This is a genomic window from Mucilaginibacter sp. OK283 (assembly GCF_900110415.1).
Lineage (GTDB): Bacteria > Bacteroidota > Bacteroidia > Sphingobacteriales > Sphingobacteriaceae > Mucilaginibacter.
In genome coordinates this window covers 472369-493218 of the sequence record NZ_FODR01000003.1, presented here as the reverse complement: position 1 = coordinate 493218, position 20850 = coordinate 472369, and the positions used below count along the sequence as shown (strand labels likewise).

General features: G+C 41.6%; 11 protein-coding genes. 3 read left to right on the top strand and 8 right to left on the bottom strand.

The features are described from left to right. Positions 1–29: 29 nt before the first annotated feature. A complete protein-coding gene (locus BMX56_RS10275; protein ID WP_090645589.1) occupies positions 30–992 on the bottom strand; it encodes a lysylphosphatidylglycerol synthase transmembrane domain-containing protein in 963 nt (320 codons plus the stop codon). 238 nt (positions 993–1230) lie between these two features. Between BMX56_RS10275 and BMX56_RS10270 the strand changes: the two genes are divergently transcribed. Genes BMX56_RS10270 through BMX56_RS10260 form a run of 3 tightly spaced genes read left to right on the top strand, consistent with a single transcriptional unit; the run spans position 1231 to position 3589 of the window. Next, a complete protein-coding gene (locus BMX56_RS10270) occupies positions 1231–2100 on the top strand; it encodes a carbon-nitrogen hydrolase (RefSeq protein ID WP_090645586.1) in 870 nt (289 codons plus the stop codon). Between the two features lie 40 nt (positions 2101–2140). Beyond that, positions 2141–2494 carry a four helix bundle protein gene (locus BMX56_RS10265; RefSeq protein ID WP_090645583.1) on the top strand — a complete coding sequence of 118 codons (354 nt, stop codon included), beginning with the start codon at positions 2141–2143 and terminating at the stop codon, positions 2492–2494. 33 nt (positions 2495–2527) lie between these two features. Continuing rightward, positions 2528–3589, top strand: coding sequence for an agmatine deiminase family protein (locus tag BMX56_RS10260; RefSeq protein WP_255369816.1), 1062 nt, complete (start codon positions 2528–2530; stop codon positions 3587–3589). 195 nt (positions 3590–3784) lie between these two features. Here the strand turns inward: BMX56_RS10260 and BMX56_RS10255 are convergent, their stop codons facing one another. The 7 genes from BMX56_RS10255 to BMX56_RS10225 all read right to left on the bottom strand — a co-directional run bounded on the left by BMX56_RS10255 (position 3785) and on the right by BMX56_RS10225 (position 19926). Further along, on the bottom strand, positions 3785–6580 hold the full coding sequence (locus BMX56_RS10255) for a glycoside hydrolase family 2 protein (RefSeq protein WP_090645573.1): 2796 nt from the start codon (positions 6578–6580) through the stop codon (positions 3785–3787). Positions 6581–6737: 157 nt separating this feature from the next. Further along, positions 6738–8291: an FG-GAP repeat domain-containing protein gene (locus BMX56_RS10250; protein ID WP_090645568.1), complete on the bottom strand. Its 1554-nt coding sequence runs from the start codon at positions 8289–8291 to the stop codon at positions 6738–6740. A 77-nt stretch (positions 8292–8368) separates the two neighbouring features. Then, on the bottom strand, positions 8369–9925 hold the full coding sequence (locus tag BMX56_RS10245; protein WP_090645563.1) for an FG-GAP repeat domain-containing protein: 1557 nt from the start codon (positions 9923–9925) through the stop codon (positions 8369–8371). An 18-nt stretch (positions 9926–9943) separates the two neighbouring features. Beyond that, complete coding sequence (locus BMX56_RS10240) at positions 9944–11185, bottom strand: vanadium-dependent haloperoxidase (RefSeq protein ID WP_255369815.1); 1242 nt, start codon at positions 11183–11185, stop codon at positions 9944–9946. Positions 11186–11273: 88 nt separating this feature from the next. Next, positions 11274–14888 (bottom strand): VCBS repeat-containing protein, encoded by a 3615-nt coding sequence (locus tag BMX56_RS10235; protein ID WP_090645554.1) that lies wholly within the window; start codon positions 14886–14888, stop codon positions 11274–11276. An 82-nt stretch (positions 14889–14970) separates the two neighbouring features. After that, a complete protein-coding gene (locus BMX56_RS10230; RefSeq protein WP_090645550.1) occupies positions 14971–16734 on the bottom strand; it encodes a RagB/SusD family nutrient uptake outer membrane protein in 1764 nt (587 codons plus the stop codon). A 24-nt stretch (positions 16735–16758) separates the two neighbouring features. Further along, positions 16759–19926, bottom strand: a complete 3168-nt coding sequence (locus tag BMX56_RS10225; RefSeq protein ID WP_090645545.1) for a SusC/RagA family TonB-linked outer membrane protein — start codon at positions 19924–19926, stop codon at positions 16759–16761. Positions 19927–20850 lie beyond the last annotated feature (924 nt).

The window sequence follows — 20850 nt, the reverse complement described above, 5'->3', positions numbered from 1 at the left end:
AATTAGCTAATTAGGTTTACCCGCAAACTTTAATTTTCGGCAGCGGATTTATTCTCATCAACGGTTTCGCCCTCAAAAATTGATTTGTCTAATCCTTTTTCCAAACGCGCCGGACGGATCACATAATAAACCCCGAACAAGGCTACCAATAGTGATATGAGGTAAAAAGAGGATGGCAAAAATACGGCAAGCCCTTTATCCATAGGGAAAATATCCGATAATTTGGTAAATATGGCTTCACGCGCACCGGCGCCGCCAACAGTAATTGGCAGGATAGATGCCAGGGCCGATATCAAAAACGACAACAGGTAAGGCGAGTACTTGCCGGTAAAGTCCTGGCCAATCATTACGCAAATAATGGCTAATAACTGCATACCCTGTACTATCAGCGCTTTTAAATGCGCCTGGAAAAAATAAGTGGTGTATTCTCTAAAAAACTTGTAGGCTACAAAATAATAAATAGCCGATGCAGCAAAGAAGATACTACCAGGGATGGCAATATGAATATCAATTTGCGGAATTAAAAAGATAAGCCCCACAGTTATTAAACCTATTGCCCAAAGGCCGCTTAACCTATCAAACATTATGGCCCAAAACAGCTTTTTTCCGGGAACTTTATGGGCTTTGTTTAATATAAATATTTTGTAGCCATCGCCGCCGATACCGCCGGGTAACAGCATGTTATAAAACAGGCCCAGGAAGTATAACCGTAAATTATACCAGGGATTTAAATTTAATTTTATCGATTTAAAAAAGCTAAGCAAACGCCATGATGATGCCAGCATAGAGCAGAAGTAACAAATAACGGCAACCAGCATCCACCAATAATTGGCATGCAGCAGCCTGTCTTTTACCTTGCTAAAATCTACCTTGGTAAAAACCCAGTAAAGTAATCCCGATGTAACTGCAATTTTAAGCACCAATTTGGCAGCGTTCCATAGCTGCTGCTTAAAGGTTTTGGGAGCGGGTATTTCTTGTTCGTTTACTGCCATGTGCCGCAAAGCTATGTGTATTTTTTTATTTAGCTAAATTTGAATTGTGATTTAACAAATGCTGCCACTAATATTTTACAAAATTAAAAACCAATATTAACTAACCTGCATTAGCTTGTTAAGGCACTGTAATCAATTATAACCTGAGCGTAATAACAGTTTCAAATAAGTGTAATCAATAACATAAATCGGCGCAATCCTGATTTCAATTGTTATTTTTGCGCAAATTTTTATAGGTATGAACAAAGTAAAAGTTGGCATTGTGCAAATGAGCTGTACTGCAGATAAGCAGCAGAACCTGCAAAAGGCTATTGTTAAAGTAAGGGAAGCAGCTGCCAAAGGCGCGCAGATTGTTTGCTTACAGGAACTATTTACCTCGCTTTATTTTTGCGATGTAGAAGATTACGACAACTTTAAACTGGCCGAAGCTATCCCCGGCCCATCAACCGATGAACTGTCAAAAGTTGCTGCTGAGTTAAACGTAGTAATCATTGCATCGCTTTTTGAGAAGCGTGCACAAGGCGTCTACCATAATACAACTGCCGTATTGGATGCCGACGGTAGCTACCTTGGCAAATATCGAAAAATGCATATTCCCGATGATCCGGGTTTTTACGAAAAATTTTACTTTACCCCCGGCGACCTGGGCTATAAAGTTTTCAATACCAAATACGGCCGTTTAGGTGTATTGATCTGCTGGGACCAGTGGTACCCTGAAGCAGCACGCATTACTGCGTTGATGGGTGCCGATATCCTGTTTTATCCAACAGCCATTGGCTGGGCCACCACCCAGGACGAGGCTACAAATACTGAACAATACAACGCATGGCAAACCATCCAGCGCTCGCACGCTGTTGCCAATGGTATACACGTTGTAAGCATAAACCGCGTAGGCGAAGAAGCCGGCGTAAAATTCTGGGGCGGATCATTTTTTGCCAATCCGTTTGGCGCCATTATCCATCAAACATCACATGACCAGGAAGAAGTTGTAGTACAGGAGTTGGATCTGGATAAATCTGATTACTATAGAAGCCACTGGCCTTTTTTGAGGGACAGAAGGATTGACAGCTACCAGCCGATAACAAAGCGTCTACTGGACGAGGATTAATTGGTCGATAGTCCATGGACAATGGACCATAGCAAAAGCAATGGCATTTAAATTCGAAAATCTTCAGGTTTGGCAAAAGGCATTAGAGTTAACTGATGAGATTAATACGCTAACCAAAAACAACTTTCCAAAAGAAGAATTATTTATATTAACTTCTCAAATAAAAAGAGCGGCAGATTCTGTTGTACTTAATTTTGCGGAAGGATGTACGGGACAAACAAATGCTGTTTTTAGCACCTTCCTTGGTTATTCGTTAAGGTCAGCAATAGAAGTTGTAGCTTGCTTATTTATCGCAAAAAGAAGAAACATTATCAAGGAAGATGACTTTGATAAATTATATAACGAATATCAGTCGTTATGTAAAATGATAACGTCGTTAAGAAAAACATTATAGCATATTCCTACCATGGACTATGGACAATCGACTATGGACTATAAAAAAATTTCTACTATACAAACTCCTGCTTCGCTTGGCTTTCATTTCCCAGCCGAGTGGGCACCACATACTGCCACCTGGTTGAGCTGGCCACACAAGGAAGCCTCATGGCCTGGTAAAATAGACTTGATCTATCCGGCGTACATTGAATTCATTAAAGTACTAACCAAAGGCGAATTAGTGCGCATTAACGTGGTTGATGAAAACATGAAAGCCTCGGTAGCCTTCCAGCTGCAAAATGCGGGGGTGGATATGAGCAAAATTGAGTTATTTGAATTTGCTACCAACGATGCCTGGTGCCGCGATCACGGGCCGGCGTTTTTGATAAACCCGGATACCAAACAAAAAGCCATTGTTGACTGGGGCTATAACGCCTGGGGTGGTAAATATCCGCCGTTTGATCTGGATGATGTAATCCCTACTAAAATTGGGCAACACTTTGGCTTGCCGGTATTTAATCCCGGGATTGTCATGGAAGGCGGCTCTGTCGATTTTAATGGCAAAGGCACTATTTTAACAACCACTGCCTGCCTTCTCAACAAAAACCGCAACCCACACCTTAACCAGGAGCAAATTGAAGGCTACCTGCGTAACTATTACGGTGCCGAACAAATTTTATGGTTGGGAGATGGTATTGTTGGCGATGATACCGATGGCCATATCGACGATATTACCCGTTTTGTAAATGAAGATACTGTTGTTACCGTTGTTGAAGAAAATAAAAACGACGATAACTACTATCTGCTGCAAGAAAACCTTGAAGCACTTAAAACCATGCGCTTGCTTAACGGTAAACAACTTAACGTGGTTGAGCTGCCGATGCCCGACGAGGTGATTTACGAAGACACCCGTTTGCCGGCATCGTACGCTAATTTTTACATTGCTAACTCGGCGGTGGTAGTACCTACTTATCGTTCAGCAAATGATGATAAAGCGTTGCAGATCATCCAGCAATGTTTTCCCGGCCGCGAAGTTGTGGGGATTGATTCGACAGATATTATTTGGGGGCTGGGTAGCTTCCATTGCTTAAGCCAGCAGGAACCTTCGGTTTGATGTGCAGGTGTGCAGATTACAGATGTGCAGATGAAAAAGTGTTGTGTTGCGAAACAGGTGAAACACTGTAAAATCACATATCACTATTAATCAACACATTACAAATTGTCATAATTTACAAACCGCAACAATTATAACTTTTGGTAATAGAAAAACCCTTTTTTAAGGGCTTTTCTATTATAGGAACTTTCTTTACTACTTTGAAGCTAACCTGATCACTTGCTTATCCAGGTTCCAGCCTTCCAGTAATATGGTTGGGGTTACGTCACCTAATTTGGCAGCCGGGGCGGTTACCGATACTGTTGTACTTTCATGCGGGGCCAGGGTAAAATAGTTGCTTGTCCAGTAGCTTGGCATAATTTCTTCGCCGTTTTTCATTAGTTGCGGGCGTACAAAGAATGCCAGTTTATTTGATGTGTTGGTGAATTGAACGGTCCATTTACTTTCTACGGTACCTTTTTCGGTTTTGATAATTTTGGCGCTTACTTGTGCATGTTTCATATCGTTAAGCGTTTTGAATTCATCTGTTGCGGATAGCCAGTAAGCATTGTGCGATACCGCTTTGCCTGCCGATGTTTTCAAATTAAGTATCACAAAGCTTACACCTTGTGTACCTGCCAAAACATCCTTAAGCTGAATGATTTCCTGCACACCATTTGTAGCCAAACCAACATGATCTAACTTAATAGATTTGATGAGTTTACTATCGATATCAAAAACATCGGCAGTAGCGGTTAAACTACCTGTAGCATGGTGCATGCGGTTAATGATAGCCACGCTCGAATTATCGTAGTTATATTGAATATGCACCGGCTCGCAGGCGTTTTGCATGCTGTAGTAGCCCGCGTTTGGCTCCAGGTACCAGTCATAAATTTGCCAGATAACGCTTGGGAGCGCGGCATTCAGTTTCCAAAGCATAACACCACCGGTTTCGTTCAACTTATGGCCATCGGCCTCAAAAATTCCCTGGTAGCCAATGTAGTTCAGGAACTGCATCTTATCCGAAAAGTTGACGATGCTGCTGGGTGCGCCATAGCGTTTTACCATTTCGTCATAGTACTTATCGTACTGACCCGCGCCTGTGGCAGCATCATGATATCCCCAGGTATTATTTAAGGGGAAAGGCAAAGTTTTATCCCAGGTAAGGTTGGGAATTATCTTTGGCAGCGTGGTATAAGGCGGCTGCGATGGCAAACCGGTTTCGTCCTTAAATACCCAATCATGAGCCAAATTGGCCAGTTTGTAATATTCTTTAGGATCTTTCCAGGCATATGGGCCACCGCTATAAACGCCAGAAGGCATATCATCCGGCCACGAGCCCTTCCAACCTTCGGGTAGCTTGGCAAAGCCCGATGAACTTGGTATAAACGGACGGGTGCCATCCAGTTCAATGATATCGTTGCGCATTTTGTCGTACAACTCCTTACGGGCATGGCCTTCGTTCCCCCCGGTCCAAACCAGCAGGCTTGGGTGGTTACGGATACGGTAAATAGTACTCTGAACATTTTTGGTAAATACATTGCCTTCCAAAGGCCAATCCGGAGAGCCTTTAAACTCGCCTTGCGTATCGCCGGTGATCCAAAAATCCGACCATACCATCTGGCCATATTTGTCGGCTGCATTCCAAAACGCATCCGGTTCAGTAACGCCCCCACCCCAAATACGTACCAGGTTAACGTTGGCGTTGCGGCAAAGGTGCATCTCGTAATCATACCGGGCCGAATCGCGGTTTACCATCATATCGGGTACCCAGGCGCCTCCTACTAAATGTACCAGCTTGCCATTTACATAAAACTGGCGGCGTACAAAGCCGTTCACTTTTTCGGCTTTTGATGATACTGTGCGCACCCCAAAAACAAAAGTAGTATCGTCGCTTATACCTTTAGCATCGGCATATTGCAGGCGGATACGGTATAAGTTAGCCTTACCGTAGCCATTTGGCCACCATAGTTTAGGCTGATGAACAATCAGCTGACTAATATTATCGGCGTTTAAATCAACTGCTTTACCCGAGTTTGCAGGAACGGAAACTGCTTGCGTAAACTGCACAGGCACCCCTGCAAAGTTTTCGGGCTTTATGCTGATGGTTAGCTTACCTGCATTGGCAACCGAAGTATTGTTTGATAAAGTAAGTTTTAAAGATAGTTTAGCAATACCTGTATCGGGCAGGTTTGGTAAATTGGTTACCAATTTTGGCCTGCCTATAGTAACTGCGCCCGTAGTACGTAAAAAAACCGGCTGCCAGATACCCATATTCCTGTCGCGTACAGGCGGAATCCAATCCCAGCCGGCGGAGCACAGCATGGTTACGTTTTTACCAATATCGCCGGTAGGGCCACCGTTTTCATAGAATGGGCCAAGGGCCTTTAACTGTTCTTTTGCCGGATAACCTGCATAATCCAATGGGTAAATTTTTACAGCCAGCGCGTTTTCGCCACCAGCGTTTATAGCTTTACTTACATCCAGGTTGTGCTCGGCAAACATGCCTGCCATTTGGGTGCTATCGGCAATTTGTTTGCCGTTTAAATACACTGCTGCGCGGTAGTTTATCCCCTTAAATATCAGCTGAAATTGCTTGCCTTTATCTGTCGCTGAAACTTTAAATGTGGTACGGTACCAGTAAGGCTTTTTCCATGGATTAGGATCATTGGGTAAATGGCTGTATTGCTCCAGGTTATATTCTTTATTAAACTGATCTGATGCATCAGGGATCAGCATATTATTTAATCCCTGGTATGGATCGGGATAAATTTTATTGGCCACCAGCCCCGTTAACACGGTTGAAGGTACCCTAACCGGAAACCAGTATATGGACGAATGGTATTGGATACTTGATAACTCGGCACCGCTGGCGTTAATCAACGCTGAAGATTGCAAATCAAAGTTAACCAGTTTAACCTGCTTTACAGGGGCAGTTTGAGCCGACAAAAAGGCGGGCAAAACACAGGCTGCAACAACACCAAATACCGCATTAATAGTTTTTTTCATCATAATGATTTTTTAACAGGGATGCCCGCCGGCCAATCAATGAATAGGTATCGAAACACCCATTGGGCAATAATTAACAACGGTAAAACTAATTAACAATCGGCAGGTTGATATTGTACTTATTTATCATTTTATCATACAAATGATACAAATGCAAATTTCAGGGCCTCTTTTTGGTGGTATTGTGCAATACGGTGATGGGTGAATACATGTCCCAGTTAGGATTGTAATCTTTTTGGTTGATAAGTCCTTTTGCGCCTACCGAAAAATTACCCAAAACTATATCCATGTTGCCATCGCCATCAATATCGTTCACATCCAAGGCGAGCCAACGGCCATAAGGGTTAACCGGGATTTCGTGCACTTTAAATTTACCCGGGCTTGTTTGTTCATGGTAAGTAAAACCTTCGGAAGGATGGTATTTAAAATCGGGGAAGAAAGCGATAACGGCCAGGTCAAGATCGCCGTCATGGTCAAAATCTGCGGCCATAGCCTTTGAGCAACCGTTGATATGGTAAAAATAAGTTTGTTTAAACTTCCAGTTGCCCTGGTTGGTAAAAATATATACCCCGTGGTAGGGCTTAAATATAGGCGAGTAATCATTATTATCGCCACAAGTATACAAAATATCAGGTTTGCCATCGTTATTAAAATCAATGAACTGGAAACTGCTTGATCCATACACGGATGGAAAATGCACCAGGTTTTGCGTAGTAAACCCTCCTTTTTTGTCATTCAGAAATAACCACACCCCCTCATCAGCCTGGGCAAACAGGCATACAATATCGGGCCAGCCGTCATTGTTGTAATCATCTATATAAAGCTGACTTGGCCCCGGCATTGCCCTGATGATTTTTTTTGTGAATTGATGTGCCGGTTGTTGCTGCACCAGGAATAGGCCACCTTTATTATGGCCAAACCCGCAGGATACATAATCCATTAAACCGTCTTTATTAAAATCGGCGTAAGCGCTTTTTACCGGCCTGGGCAAGCTATCGGTAATTAAAACCGAGTCTTTACCCTTTAATTTACTATTAAGGTTAATGCTGATCAGTTTCCCTTTGAGCTGATCATTAGGGGGTAATACTCCGATACAGGTAATAACCGCGCCATTAGGATTTGCAGCCGTTTTAAAAAATTCGGCGTCAACCACCGGCGACTGGAATTTTTTGACAACTGTGGCGTTGAGGCCGCTATCCCATTTATAAAGCTTATCGCCCGCCCCCCCGGTGTAAAAACTTTTATCATTAGGGTTAAACGCAACCATGGTTGTCATGGCTATACCATCAGCTGTATCCGTCTTTGCCGGTCGTTTTAGGCTAAAAATAGCCCAATCTTTCACCGCATTGGGCTTAGGGATAACCAATTTATCGGGCGCAGCACTTTTGTAATACATGACAATTTTATGCCAATCGGCGTTTGATATGGCTGATGATGAGTATACCAGGTAGTCGCCCATAAAGGGCCTTACCCCAAACTTAGCCGCCATGGCAGGCAAAATGCCTTTGTCCCATGTTGCCTTATCAAGCAAAGATGCATCTGGCGCCTGGTGACAGGTGGAACAACGCTTTTGAGCCAGTTGCTTGCCCTCCTCAATATACCTTTCATCGTCTGCCCGCCCATTATCCCTATTGCAACTGTCGCACAGTGCGAGTGAAGCAAATAGCGCTATGATTAATGAATAGAAAAAAAAATACTTTTGTTTATTAATCATTTACACTTATCCCGTTTTCCGACGCAGTTTTCAAAGCCTGAAGATAGACGCTTATTTATACTCTATTATAGTAAAACCTATTTTTTTGTATGATTTTCAAGCACAATCAGTGGTAAATTTCTGTCCCATTGCGGTTGCAGGCCATGGATAAATTTAAACCCGTCGGCATAATTACCCAATATAATATCAAGCTTACCGTCGTTATTTAAATCGGCAGTTTCCATGCACATCCAGCGGCCATATTTACTTACAGGCACAGCGTGCGGTTTAAAATCAAACGGCTTGTTTTGTTCAAAGTAAATAAACTCCTCCTGTGGTGTGTTTTGCATATCGGCAAAAAAGGCTATTGTGGCAATATCAACATCGCCGTCGGCATCAAAATCAGCAGCAATTGCCTTAGTACAGCCATTTATAGGATAAAAATATTTCTGCTTAAAGCTCCAGTCGCCCGCGTTGGTAAAAATATACAGGCCATGGTAGGGTTTTAAAATGCGCGAATCATGGTAATTATATCCACAGGTATAAACCAGGTCAAGATTACCATCGTGATCCATATCAACCAACTGAAAACTGGTTGAACTATTTGTTGGCGGGAAAGTAAGCAGTTTTTTTGTGGTAAAGCTACCTTTTTGATCGTTTGTTAAAAGCCATAACCCTTCATCGCCTGTTCCTGTTAAAACCATCAGGTCGGGCCAGCCATCCTTATTAAAATCGCCTTTTAAAGCCTGTACCGATCCCGCTTTATTCAAAATAACCTGCTGGGCGTAGGTTTTGTCTTTATTTTGCACCAACAGGTAAACACCGCCCTTCTTATCGCCCTGCCCGCATACTACTACGTCGTTCAGGCCATCTTTGTTAAAATCGCCCACAATGGTTTGCACCGGCCGGGGCAAATCTGATGCTATATAAGTTTCGGAAGCGTGAACATCTTTTGCGTCAAGATTAAGCTTCACAATTTTCCCGTTAGGGAAATCAATTGGTGCCATGCGACCAATGGCCGACACAAAACCAATGTTACTGCCAGCTTCTTTATCAAAGCTAATATCAACGCCCGCTGATGGCAGCGATGCCAGCGAATCGGCTTTTAAATTACTATCCCAGCTGTATAATTTTTCGTTAACGGCATCGGCACTATACAGCTTTTTGGTAGCCGGGTTATAGTTTATGGCGGTAGTAAAACTGGTTGAACTAAACGCCAAAGGCTTTTTTAACGTAAACCCGGCCCAGTCTTCAACCAGCGGCGTAGGTTTTTTGGCGGGCAACAGCGTATCGGGCGCAAGCGTTTTGTAATAATTAACAATAGCCAACCACTCCACTATACTCGCACCGGTTGTATCTTTAGCATCCTGTTTAAAAAACTGCCCTCCGTAGGTAGAAATTTTGAGCATGGGCGCCATACTCACCAGTACGTGATTTATCCAGACATCTTTTGGCAAGGCATTTATCGGTGTTAATGCATGGCATCTCGTACATTTCAATCGTACCAGGGTTTCGCCATCTAACTTTACATTACCGGTTAATTTATAGGGCTCATTTGTTTTGGGTTTGCAGCCATAAATCAACGTAGCAAACGATAATAAAACTGTAAATAAAAGCAGGTAAGTAGTAGCCAGGTATTTTATTTTGAAGTGCATATAAAGCGTTAAGTACCGTTATTTTTTTAGTTTAAGTTTCTTCCAGATGTATTCGCCAACCTGCCGTCCTTGTGCAGCTCCCTGGTCAACACTATTACGATAATGAATACCGCCGTAAAAACGACTTATTGACGTTTCGTCGGACGCTTTTAAAAACGAATCGAAATGGCGCTGCATTCCTATATATTTTAAATCGCTGGTATCCTGGTAAGCAAAATTATCGCCAAACAAGTGGGTAAGCATTACTGCCGATGCAGCGCTGATATCGCTATGTCCGCTTGGATATTCGGGGAATGGCGGTGTTTGCAGCATAGGCAGCCAGTCATGGTCAATTTTATCATTAATAACCGTAACCGGCCTTATATAGTTGGTTTCATATTTAACCTGCCAGCCGCAAATAAAAGCATCAAACAAGGCTATGGAAGTAAGCGCATAAGTTTGTGCGGTTTTTAAAGCATCAGCATGGGTTTGTTTACAAGCAATAGCTGCAATGCCAATCCAGTGGCCGCCAGGCGTTATCTTCTTGTTGGCAAACATCATGTGCCCGTTATGCTGAATTACAAAAGGATTATCGTCCCAAAAACGGGCTATAGTAGTTTGCTCGGGAGTTATGTGTTTGCTTAATTCGTACACTTCAACAACCTGCTTAAAATATGGGCTATTTTTGTCGTCGCTAAAGGCGGGCGGCGGCGGCAATTTAAATTGAGTTGAAGTATCAACAGCAAAAGTATGCATAGTGCCCCAGCAAAACTCAACACCATCAAGGTAATCGGGGGCCGTAGGGCGCCATTGACCAGGGCCATCGTTACCCAAAAAACGAGGTTTGCCACGGGTTTGCGGATAATTATCAACTGCCGAACGTTTCAGGATGAATTTACCCATTTGCGTGCCAAATGCTATTGAGCGGGCATAAGTAGAATCATCAAGGTTGTCCTTGTACATGGCATAAACCTTATCTTCATATTTCTGCAGCGTATCTACCGAGAAGGTTATTTTGTGGGCTACTGTAAAAAAAGCCTTGGTTGCAGCCAGCGTAAAATTATATTTTAAATCTTTTTTTGGCTTCGGCGGATTGCCAAAACCCTTTAATTGTGCGGCTATAGAATTGTAACTGGTATCAGAATAACGCTCAGCCTCGTAAGCCGCCAACGTAGTATAGCCGTAAATACGGCTTGCAACCGGCGGTGTAAACACATCATAAATGATAACCTGCGTTAACTGATCAACGTTGTTATGTAACACGTCCGCGTCTTTTAACAAGGGTGTTGTTTTTTTCTGCCCGCAACTATAAATCAAAAATAAGCATGCAACGGCTAAAAGTATTTTAAAACATCTCATAAACAAGTAATTAGTTAAGCTGTACGGTTCGTTGGTGGCCATAGCTATCAGTTATTGTTACTGATGCCATATTACTTTCAATATTAAAGAATCTGCCTGACTGCGACAAGAAAGAACTACCATTATAAAACTCTTGCCTGGTCATTTTTCCATTTTTATATTTGATGGTTGCAAAAGCATCCAACGGCTGTAAAGCAACCGTTTTAACGCTTCGGTTTAGCTCAAATAACTTCAGGGCATCACGGTTTTGGGTTGCTGCAAGCATATAACTCCCTTTGGCGCTTCTTAGTTTAACAAGGCCTTTGCCATCGCCAGGTATGTATAAACCGCTTTGTAAAATACTTAAGGGTTTAAAACCACCTTTGCCATCACCTTTTAGCACCAGTCCGTTAAATGCATCGTAGCGACCTGTTGCAACCTCGGTACCGTAATCATTGCCGCTCAGGGCTACATCAAGGTTGCCGTCGCCGTCAAAATCATCAACAGTGATACCGCAAAGTTCAGACTGCTGGGCATCAATTGGTAACGGCGTCACTGTAAATTTACCGCCACCATCGTTGCGCAAATAGCACGACTGCAGGTAGTTTACCTTCAGACGGATAGCACCTTCGCGCATTTTCGGGGTGATTATCGAATCCATAGGAGCCACAGCAAACGAGCGGTAGTTTTGGAATTTGATACGCATGCTAATCATTTGCTTTACAATATCATCGCGCCCAAATGCCGGGAACTCCTGCCTTACGCCGTCCTGATCTTTTAAAAAAACCGATGGAAAGGCGTCATAACTGTCATTATTATCAAAATCTTTAGCTGTTATATAAATAGGATATTGGTCTGATGCTTTGTAAAAAGTATTCAGGCCTGTATTGCCTACAATGTAGTCGATATCACCATCATGATCAAAATCGCCTGCGGCAATGGTATTCCACCAGCCTAATTTATCGGCTACCCCGGTGTTGTTTGTGACGTTTTTAAATACCCCTTTTTCATTTTTCAAAAAGGTTATAGGCATCCATTCGCCGGTAAGTATTAAATCGGGCCAGCCATCGTTATTAAAATCGGTAAAGGTGGCATCACATACCAGGCCGATATTTTTTAAAGCGGGCGCCACCGCAGCAGATACATCGGTAAATTTGATAACACCATTTTTACTGTCGTTACGCAAAATAAAGCTGGATACCGGTTTTGGATAATTCCATGGATCAACCCGGCCCGATACAAAGAGGTCAAGCTTGCCATCATGGTCAAAATCAACAGACTTTACACACAATTTACTGGTGAGATTTTTGGGCAAAGCATCTGGCTGAAGTATAAAATTGCCCTTGCCATCATTCAGGTAAAACCTATCCTGGTAATTGACGGAGCCTGGCTGGGTTTCAAATCCGCCACTGGCGATATATAAATCAGGATGGCCATCTCCATTGGCATCAAACAATAGTACGCCTTCATCTTTATTACCAGCAACCTGCGACAAATATGCCCCCATATCCATTGGGTTTAAAGCTGGGACCTTTGTTTTTGATTGCGGCAGCAAATTGCGCTGAATAAACTTGCCACTGGCCTGTTGCAATAATAATTGCGCCGGATACAAAGTTGTACCGCCAATTACCATATCATCAAAACCATTACCATCCACATCGCCAACGGCTACTGCCGGCGTGTACTGCGATAATTTATGCGGTATTAATTTTTGAACATTAAAATCGATATAATCTTTTTCCTGGTGCTTATAACTAATGCCTGCCGATTTTGTTATCTCGCGGAAAAGCGCGCCTGTGTTTTGGGCCGGGAGTTTAAACGAATAAGGCTCGCGGGCATCTGCCATGCTTACTTTAAGTGTTTGGTTGGCCTTTACATTTTTCAGCACCTGTTTTTTTCCGTTATCCCAACTGATTACAACAGAGTCTACCTGGGATACGTTACCAAGGCCAAAATGGGCTATGTTTTGGATGGTAGACAAATAGCCACGGTATGGCGTGTTCTCATACACCTGCTGCTGGCCGTGATTGTAATAAATATTGGCAAACGCCCCAATGCCGCCAAGGTTTTGCGGGCCGCCTTTAAATTGTATGTGTAAATAGTTGTTGTTGGTTTTATTTTTATCGCGGGCAGTATTCCTGTAAATAAAGGCTTCATCATCAATATTATTGATAATCATGTCCATAGCGCCGTCATTATCCAGATCGGCGTACGCCGCACCGTTTGAAAACGATGGCGTGCCAAGGCCCCATTCTTTAGTTACATCGGTAAATTGTAGCCCGTCGGTATTTTTAAATGCATAGTTTGGTATTTTTACAATCGGAATCTGGTCAAGGATTTGTTTGTTTGATGCGATTGCAAAAGCGCTGTTCCTGAAAGTAATAAAGTCATGATCGGTAACATCGCGCGGATAACCATTAGTCACTATCAGATCTCGTAAACCATCGTTATCAAAATCGGTAAGCATTGGGCCCCAACTCCAGTCGGTTTGACCCACACCGCTTAAAAAAGCTACTTCACTAAAAATTGGTGCGCCTATTGAATCATTCTGGCCCAGGCGCGGGCCCTTATTTATTTGTAAGGTATTGCGTGTGTATTGGTATTGTTGGTTATATCTATCAAAATTTTGAAATACCTGGTAATTGTTACCGGGCATAAACATCTTTTTACGATAGTTATCCTCGGGGTTCATATCAACTTCAAATGCATCAACCAGCCCATCGTTGTTAACATCTTCAAAATCCTGCCCCATGGCGCTAAATGAAGTATGCTTAAAATATTCTTTCGATCTATCTGTAAAAGTACCATCACCATTGTTGATGTACAGTATATTATCAGGTAAAAAATCATTGGTCACATATATGTCCTTCCAACCATCCTTGTTGATATCAACAATAGTTGTAGCATGCCCGTAACCTTCAATAGTGATGCCCGCCTGTTTTGATACATTGGTAAATACAGGGTGCTTAAGCGCGGCATTCCAATCGTTACGATAAAGCCTGCCTGTACTTTTGTGACTGCCATCTTTTATAGTAGGCCTAAAGGTACTTTGATTGTCGCTTGCTAACGCTTCGTTAACAGTAACGTACATATCCAGGTCGCCATCATTGTCATAATCAAAAAACGATGCCATGGTAGAGTGCACGTTAATATCCAGGCCATACTCTTTACCCATTTCTTTAAAAACCGGTACGCCATCTTTGTCAACACCCTGGTTTACGTATAACAGGTTGATTCGCTTAACAGAATCGTCGAGCAAAGTGTTACAAACATATATATCGGCAAGGCCGTCGTTATTAATATCTACAACAGCAACTCCCCTGCCCCAGCCGCCTTTACCACCAACCCCGGCTTTTGCAGTTACATCTTCAAACTTCATGTCGCCTTTGTTAAGATACAGCCTGTTTGATAGCGTATTGGCAACAAAATATATATCCTGCAAGCCGTCGTTGTTAAAATCGCCGATACCTACCCCGCCGCCATTGTAAAGATTGAGCTTGGTAAGGGGGTTTATTTTATCATCTTCAACAATGGTATTGCTAAAAGTAATGCCCGATTCTGACGAGGGTATTTGTTGAAAAAGGGCCGACTTTTTACAGGCTGATAAAAACACAAGCAGGCTGAAAAATATATAGGTATACTTCATGAATTTTGGGCAGTAGGCTATAAAAAAAGGTGGAGAAAATTATCTCCACCTAAATTAGAATAATTGAACCGGTTATCAAAAATTAATAACCAGGATTTTGTTTTAAAACTATTGGGCCTTTTGAATTTGAAATGTCAATTTGGGCCTGAGGGATAGGACGATACTCATCCTGATTTTGCGTAAAATGAGCATCCTTCAATGTGATGTCAATTGATTTATCGCTCGCAAAGAACGCATTAATTTCAGCAGCCTGATAAGCACTACCCCAACGTTGTAAATCGAAGAAACGGTGACCTTCCATAGCCAGTTCAATTTTACGTTCAAAACGCACAGCTTTACGTGCATATTCCTGAGTCGCGAATACGGTATACAAACCAACTTTATAATTAGCAGCGGGTGTAGTTTGAACCGTATAGATTGATTTAGAAGCGTCATAAGGTGAATTTAAATAAACCCAGCCACTGGTAATTTGAGCACGGGCACGTACCTTGTTTACAAGAGTCATTGCAGTTACAAGGCTACCTGTTTCAACTTCGCATTCTGCTGCCCATAAAATGATATCAGAATAACGGATGAGGTTAACATTGTTTGATGTACTTAAAGCAGAGGTCCAGGTATTTTCTGTACTTGTGTTAGTACCAACCTCACTTTTTGAATACACATTCTTTTTAGGGCTGAAGTGACCGTCTGATCCTGGGTTACGAATCCAGGCATCGCCAGGGTGTGGTCCCCAATCAAGGTAAGGAATGCCTTTACGACCCATAGTAATATCAATACGAGGATCTAATGTACCAGTATAAGTAACATCAGTTACAGCAGGTGCTGAGTTAAAATCATCAAGTAATGGTAAGCCAGTTACCGGGTCTGTTTTATAAGAGTTTGCTAACCATTGTGACGGGTTAAAGAAACCGCAGCAACCACCAGGACCACCATTATAAGGAAAGTTCAAGTTATCACCTTGGTTACTGTTATTACCCAATGAACCATCGTTTACAGAAGCTTGAACTGCGAAAACCGACTCGGCACTGTTCTTCTGACCTGCTTCAGGACTGAAATTTTGCTGAAAGTGATCATTCAATGCATATGTTTGACCACCTGCCGTTTTACCGGAAGTCATCAATGTAGCTAACAAAGGTTTTGCATCTGTGTATTTAGACTGCGCCATATAAACCTTTGCCAAATAAGCCATTGCAGCATATTTATTAGCACGACCTCTTTGAGGCTGAGTTTCGGGAAGGTTGTCCATTGCAAATTTAAAATCCGCTTCTATCATTGGATAAATGTCTTTATCGTTTTTGATATTTGCGAAATCTGTAGCGGTTTCGTCTGCATAAGGTACCATAAAGAAATTACGGCGCAATTCAAAATAGAAGTAGCCTCTTAAAAACCTTGCTTCGCCTGTTATTCTTTTAACATCATCAGCCGAAAGATCTTTTGCGTTTGGAATTCCTCTCAAAACATCGTTAGCACGTTGAACACCATCATATTGCGCGGCATACTTACCTACTATGAATGAATTTGTGGCCGGTAAAATAAATGTAGCTACCGGGGTTTGGTCATTTGCACCATCTGACGGATCTGAGCCTTTGTATGCATCCCCACCGGTAATACTACCAAACATCCAGTTTGATGGCGCCGCAGATTGCCCCGCACCATTACCACCATAACCATCCAGTTCGGAGTAGGCACCAATTAACAAACTCTCAACACCAGCTTTATTAGCGAGCAAAGCTGGATCTATTTGACCCAATGCCGGCTTATCCAGAAAGCTTTTTTTACACGCATATACTGCACATATTAACAGCAGGCAAAGCGGTATAATTAATTTAAATTGAAATTTTTTCATGATTTTAATCTATTAAAATAGTTGTTAAAACGTAGCCTGTACACCTATTAAGTAAGTTTTTTGATTAGCCGGATAGTTACCAAAATCAATACCGAAGTTAGTGTTGTTGTTCAGGTCAGATGGCTGGATCTCAGGATCTAAACCTTTATATTTTGTTATGGTAAACAAGTTGGCACCTTGTAAATAGATCCTTAGCCTTGATATACCTATTTGTTTAACTTGTGAATTTGGAATGCTATAGCCCAAAGTTAACGTTTTTAACCTTAGGTATGATCCGCTCTCCATATAATATGAATTGAAAACAGCAGTATTGCTAAAGTTTGCAGCTGCAGTTAAAACTGGAATTGAGGCATTTTGATTAGAAGGAGTCCATGAGTTAGCTAAGATTCCCTTTGAAACACCACCTTTAAATACCTGCGGAAAATCTGTCCAGTATTTTACGTAGTTAATATTCTGGTTACCTTTTGAACCGTAGAAGAACGCATTAAAATCAAAGTTTTTATAGTTAGCATTCAGCGTAAAACCATAAGTAAAATCCGGGTTAGGGTTACCGAAGAAAGTTCTGTCATCTGTCGTGATCTTACCATCGCCATTAACATCTTTGTATTTAAAGAAACCGGGAGCAGCGCTTTCCTGGGTAGGAGAACTGCTTACATCGGCTGCATCTCTGAATAAGCCCTGAACTACGTATCCAAAGAACTCTCCCATTGGCTGACCTGGCTGAAACCTTGTAAATGAACCAATACGGGTTGAGCCGGCACTATTAAAATCGTAGTATTTTTTTCCTTCTGGTAAGCTGACAACCCGGCTTTTATAACTGGTTATGTTACCTGTTATATCGAATTTAAAATCCCTGCCAACATTACCATGGTAGGTAACGTTAAGGTCGAAACCTTTGTTACTGATGTTACCGGCATTTACGAAAGCTGGTGTAGCACCACCGCCTACGTTAGATACACTTGGCTGGAAAAGCAGGTTTTTGATATCCTTTTTGTAAAGTTCAAAACCAATTTCCAGTTTATTGTTCATCACTGTTGCGTCAAAACCAACGTTGGTAACCTTGTCTGTTTCCCAGGTAGTAAATTCGTTACCAACTTGTGAACGGTAAATACCTAATACAGCGCTGTTACCGGTTCCGTTAATGTCATAGTATGAATTCTGTGGGTTTGCAGCAAATAAATTAGTAGCATTGAATTTATTAATGTTACTGATAGAACCCAAACCACCGTAACCACCGCGAAGTTTTAAGTCATTTAACCAGCTAACATTCTTCAGGAAAGATTCCTGTGAAATCCTCCAGCCAGCAGTTACCGAGTAGAATGTACCGTAACGATGTGCGGGAGCAAACACTGATGCACCATCACGACGTAAGGTACCACTCAACAGGTACTTATCATTGTAGGCATAATCTAACTTGCCAAAATATGAGTAAAGCCTCAAATAATTGATATCAATATTCTGGTTGCTTTGGCCTGCAGGTGAACCAGTATCCAAATCTACATAAACAGGAGTGGTAGATACAGTATAGTTTGACCTGCCTGCACGCATACCTCTTTGGTTATAGTTTTTGGCTTCTTCACCAATTAAAATTTTAACATCGTGTTTACCAAATTTCTGATTGTAGGTAACCGTGTTTGTCCAGATCCAGGTGCTGGCGTAGCCGGCGCTCTCTGAGAATGTATTAGGGTTGGTGTTACCCTCAGCGTTTTCAACCGCAGTTGGGTTAAAGCTCCAGTAGTAATAATTTTCAAATGTACCACCAATGCTTGTACGGGCAGTAAAATGTTTCAGAAAATCAACTTCGGCAAATATATTTCCCTGCATTGTCCAGTTATAACCTTTATTATCCAGCGCGCGTGTACGTATCGCAACAGGATTTGATGAGTTACTTAAACCGGCTGATTTTGTACCTGCAAAGTTACCCATGATATCATAAACAGGGATTACAGGCGGCTGGCGATATGTGTATGAAATAGCATTACCTTCATTTTGGTTACCAATTGTTGGGTTATCCTTATGAAATAAGTAAGCATTTTCACCAATGCGGATATGATCACCAATTGCAAAATTTGTATTTACACGCATTGCATAACGCTTAAGATAGGTGTTAAGCAACGTACCTTTTTCATTAAGGTAATTTACCGACATTAAATAACTCGATTTATCGCCACCACCGCTTGCAGTGATGTTATGGAATGTTCTTGGTGCAGATTTAAACACTTCATGAAACCAATCTGTACCAACTTTATTGGTTTTGGTGATCTGGTTGCTGTTAATGTTATAGGTTGCAGGGTTTGTACCCGGATCGCCTTCATTGGCTGCAGTTGGGGTAATATAATCTTTCAATATTGCGCCGCCGGTACCAGGATATTGTACGCTACCTACTGATCTTTGGAGCGCATCGGCATATTCCTGGCTACCTGCCATACGGAAACCATCGCTAAGCGGTTTTTGACTTCCATAATAAGCATCGTAAGTAATGGTTGCTCTGCCCGATTTACCTTTTTTGGTTGTGATAACTACCACACCGTTTGAACCTTGCACACCATAGATAGCTGCAGAACCCGCATCTTTCAATACCTGGATAGATTCAATATCATTAGCGTTGATATCTTCAAACTTTCCTTGCACACCATCAATTACGTACAATGGGCTTGAGTTACCGGTTGATGTAATACCACGCACGCGCACAGCACTACCACCACCTGGCTGACCACTATTGATTACAGTAACACCTGCCGCCTGACCTTGCAATAACGCTGCTGCCTGGCCGCCTGGTACCGTTTTTAAGTTGGCAACGTTAACAACAGCAACCGAACCGGTGATGTCTTTTTTACGTTGCGAACCGTAACCCGTTACTACCACCTCGTTCAGCGCATTGCTGCCTGCAACAAGGGTAACGGTGATGCTGGTACCTGCACCTACTTTAACTTCCTGGCTTTGATAGCCAATGTACGATACCACGAGCGTTTGGCCCGGGCTTAATGTAAGGGTGAATTCACCGTTAACATCAGTTACTGCGCCTGTAGTAGATCCCTGGATGCGTACCGACGCTCCAATGATCGGTAATTTGTCATCGCTGCCGATAACTTTACCTTTGTACTTTGTTTGGGCTGTAACTACCAATGAAGAAACCAGGCAGCATAATAGCACGCCAAGCATTCTTCCTTTTAGGAGTAAACTTTTAAACATGAGATTGAGATTTAGTTGATTAATATATTTGATTTAAGATCTTGGACGATTTTGGTGTTTTTAAGTTTGCAGTTGAACTATAACATGCCTCGTTATGATTTTTTTGGTGAGAACAAAAAAATCATGAGGCTTGACAGCATAATGCTGCCAGGTGAAATTTGAAGATTTTAAAATGTTGGAATGTAAAAGTCTTATCATATGTGAACTTCCTGTAACAAATTTAACTTATCCCCGTTACCCTGGTTTCACGCCTCTTAAAACTTAAGTGTACGTGAACAATGTTATAATACTATCAGAATTTGTATGGTTCCTGGCATTCCAGAAATTTATATTGGCTATGCATCTAATGTAAAGAGAGTGTATTGTTTACACAAGTGAAAAATGAAGATTTACAAATTAATTATTTATAAACCCTAAAAGACAATAAAATTACAAATTGTGAATATTTTATTAATAAATCATTAATAAAACCTCATATTATTTAAAAATTATGCAAAGGTTAAATAACCACACAACAAACAATTTGCAATTGAGGAACGCTCTAATCGCGCATCTTTAATGCAGCTGCCTTTAAACCTCCATTTTTTTTACTGTATTGATGCTATAATAATGTTACAAAAGCCGGTGAACCTTAGTGTTAAAATATCATCATGATTTAGCAAAAATGTCATTACAACATTTATTATTCTATTGGTTTTTAACTGTAATACAAACATTTATAAATAAAATAATAAGTGTTATGCCAACATTTCTTAATTTATAAACCCGTGCAAACAATGTCAAAAAAAACCTATTTATAAGCAAAAAAGCACCGCACTTTAAAACGCGCGGTGCTTTTTATATGATGGACTTAGTTATATAACCAATGAACATCGGCCATATGCTATATATTATTTAAATAATAATCCATGCTGAAATGTGTGG

Coding starts and splice junctions, on each gene's coding strand:
- BMX56_RS10250 (WP_090645568.1), bottom strand. CDS start 8,291: ATGATTAATAAACAAAAGTATTTTTTTTTCTATTCATTAATCATAGCG.
- BMX56_RS10235 (WP_090645554.1), bottom strand. CDS start 14,888: ATGAAGTATACCTATATATTTTTCAGCCTGCTTGTGTTTTTATCAGCC.
- BMX56_RS10230 (WP_090645550.1), bottom strand. CDS start 16,734: ATGAAAAAATTTCAATTTAAATTAATTATACCGCTTTGCCTGCTGTTA.
- BMX56_RS10270 (WP_090645586.1), top strand. CDS start 1,231: ATGAACAAAGTAAAAGTTGGCATTGTGCAAATGAGCTGTACTGCAGAT.
- BMX56_RS10265 (WP_090645583.1), top strand. CDS start 2,141: ATGGCATTTAAATTCGAAAATCTTCAGGTTTGGCAAAAGGCATTAGAG.
- BMX56_RS10255 (WP_090645573.1), bottom strand. CDS start 6,580: ATGATGAAAAAAACTATTAATGCGGTATTTGGTGTTGTTGCAGCCTGT.
- BMX56_RS10260 (WP_255369816.1), top strand. CDS start 2,528: ATGGACTATAAAAAAATTTCTACTATACAAACTCCTGCTTCGCTTGGC.
- BMX56_RS10275 (WP_090645589.1), bottom strand. CDS start 992: ATGGCAGTAAACGAACAAGAAATACCCGCTCCCAAAACCTTTAAGCAG.
- BMX56_RS10245 (WP_090645563.1), bottom strand. CDS start 9,925: ATGCACTTCAAAATAAAATACCTGGCTACTACTTACCTGCTTTTATTT.
- BMX56_RS10225 (WP_090645545.1), bottom strand. CDS start 19,926: ATGTTTAAAAGTTTACTCCTAAAAGGAAGAATGCTTGGCGTGCTATTA.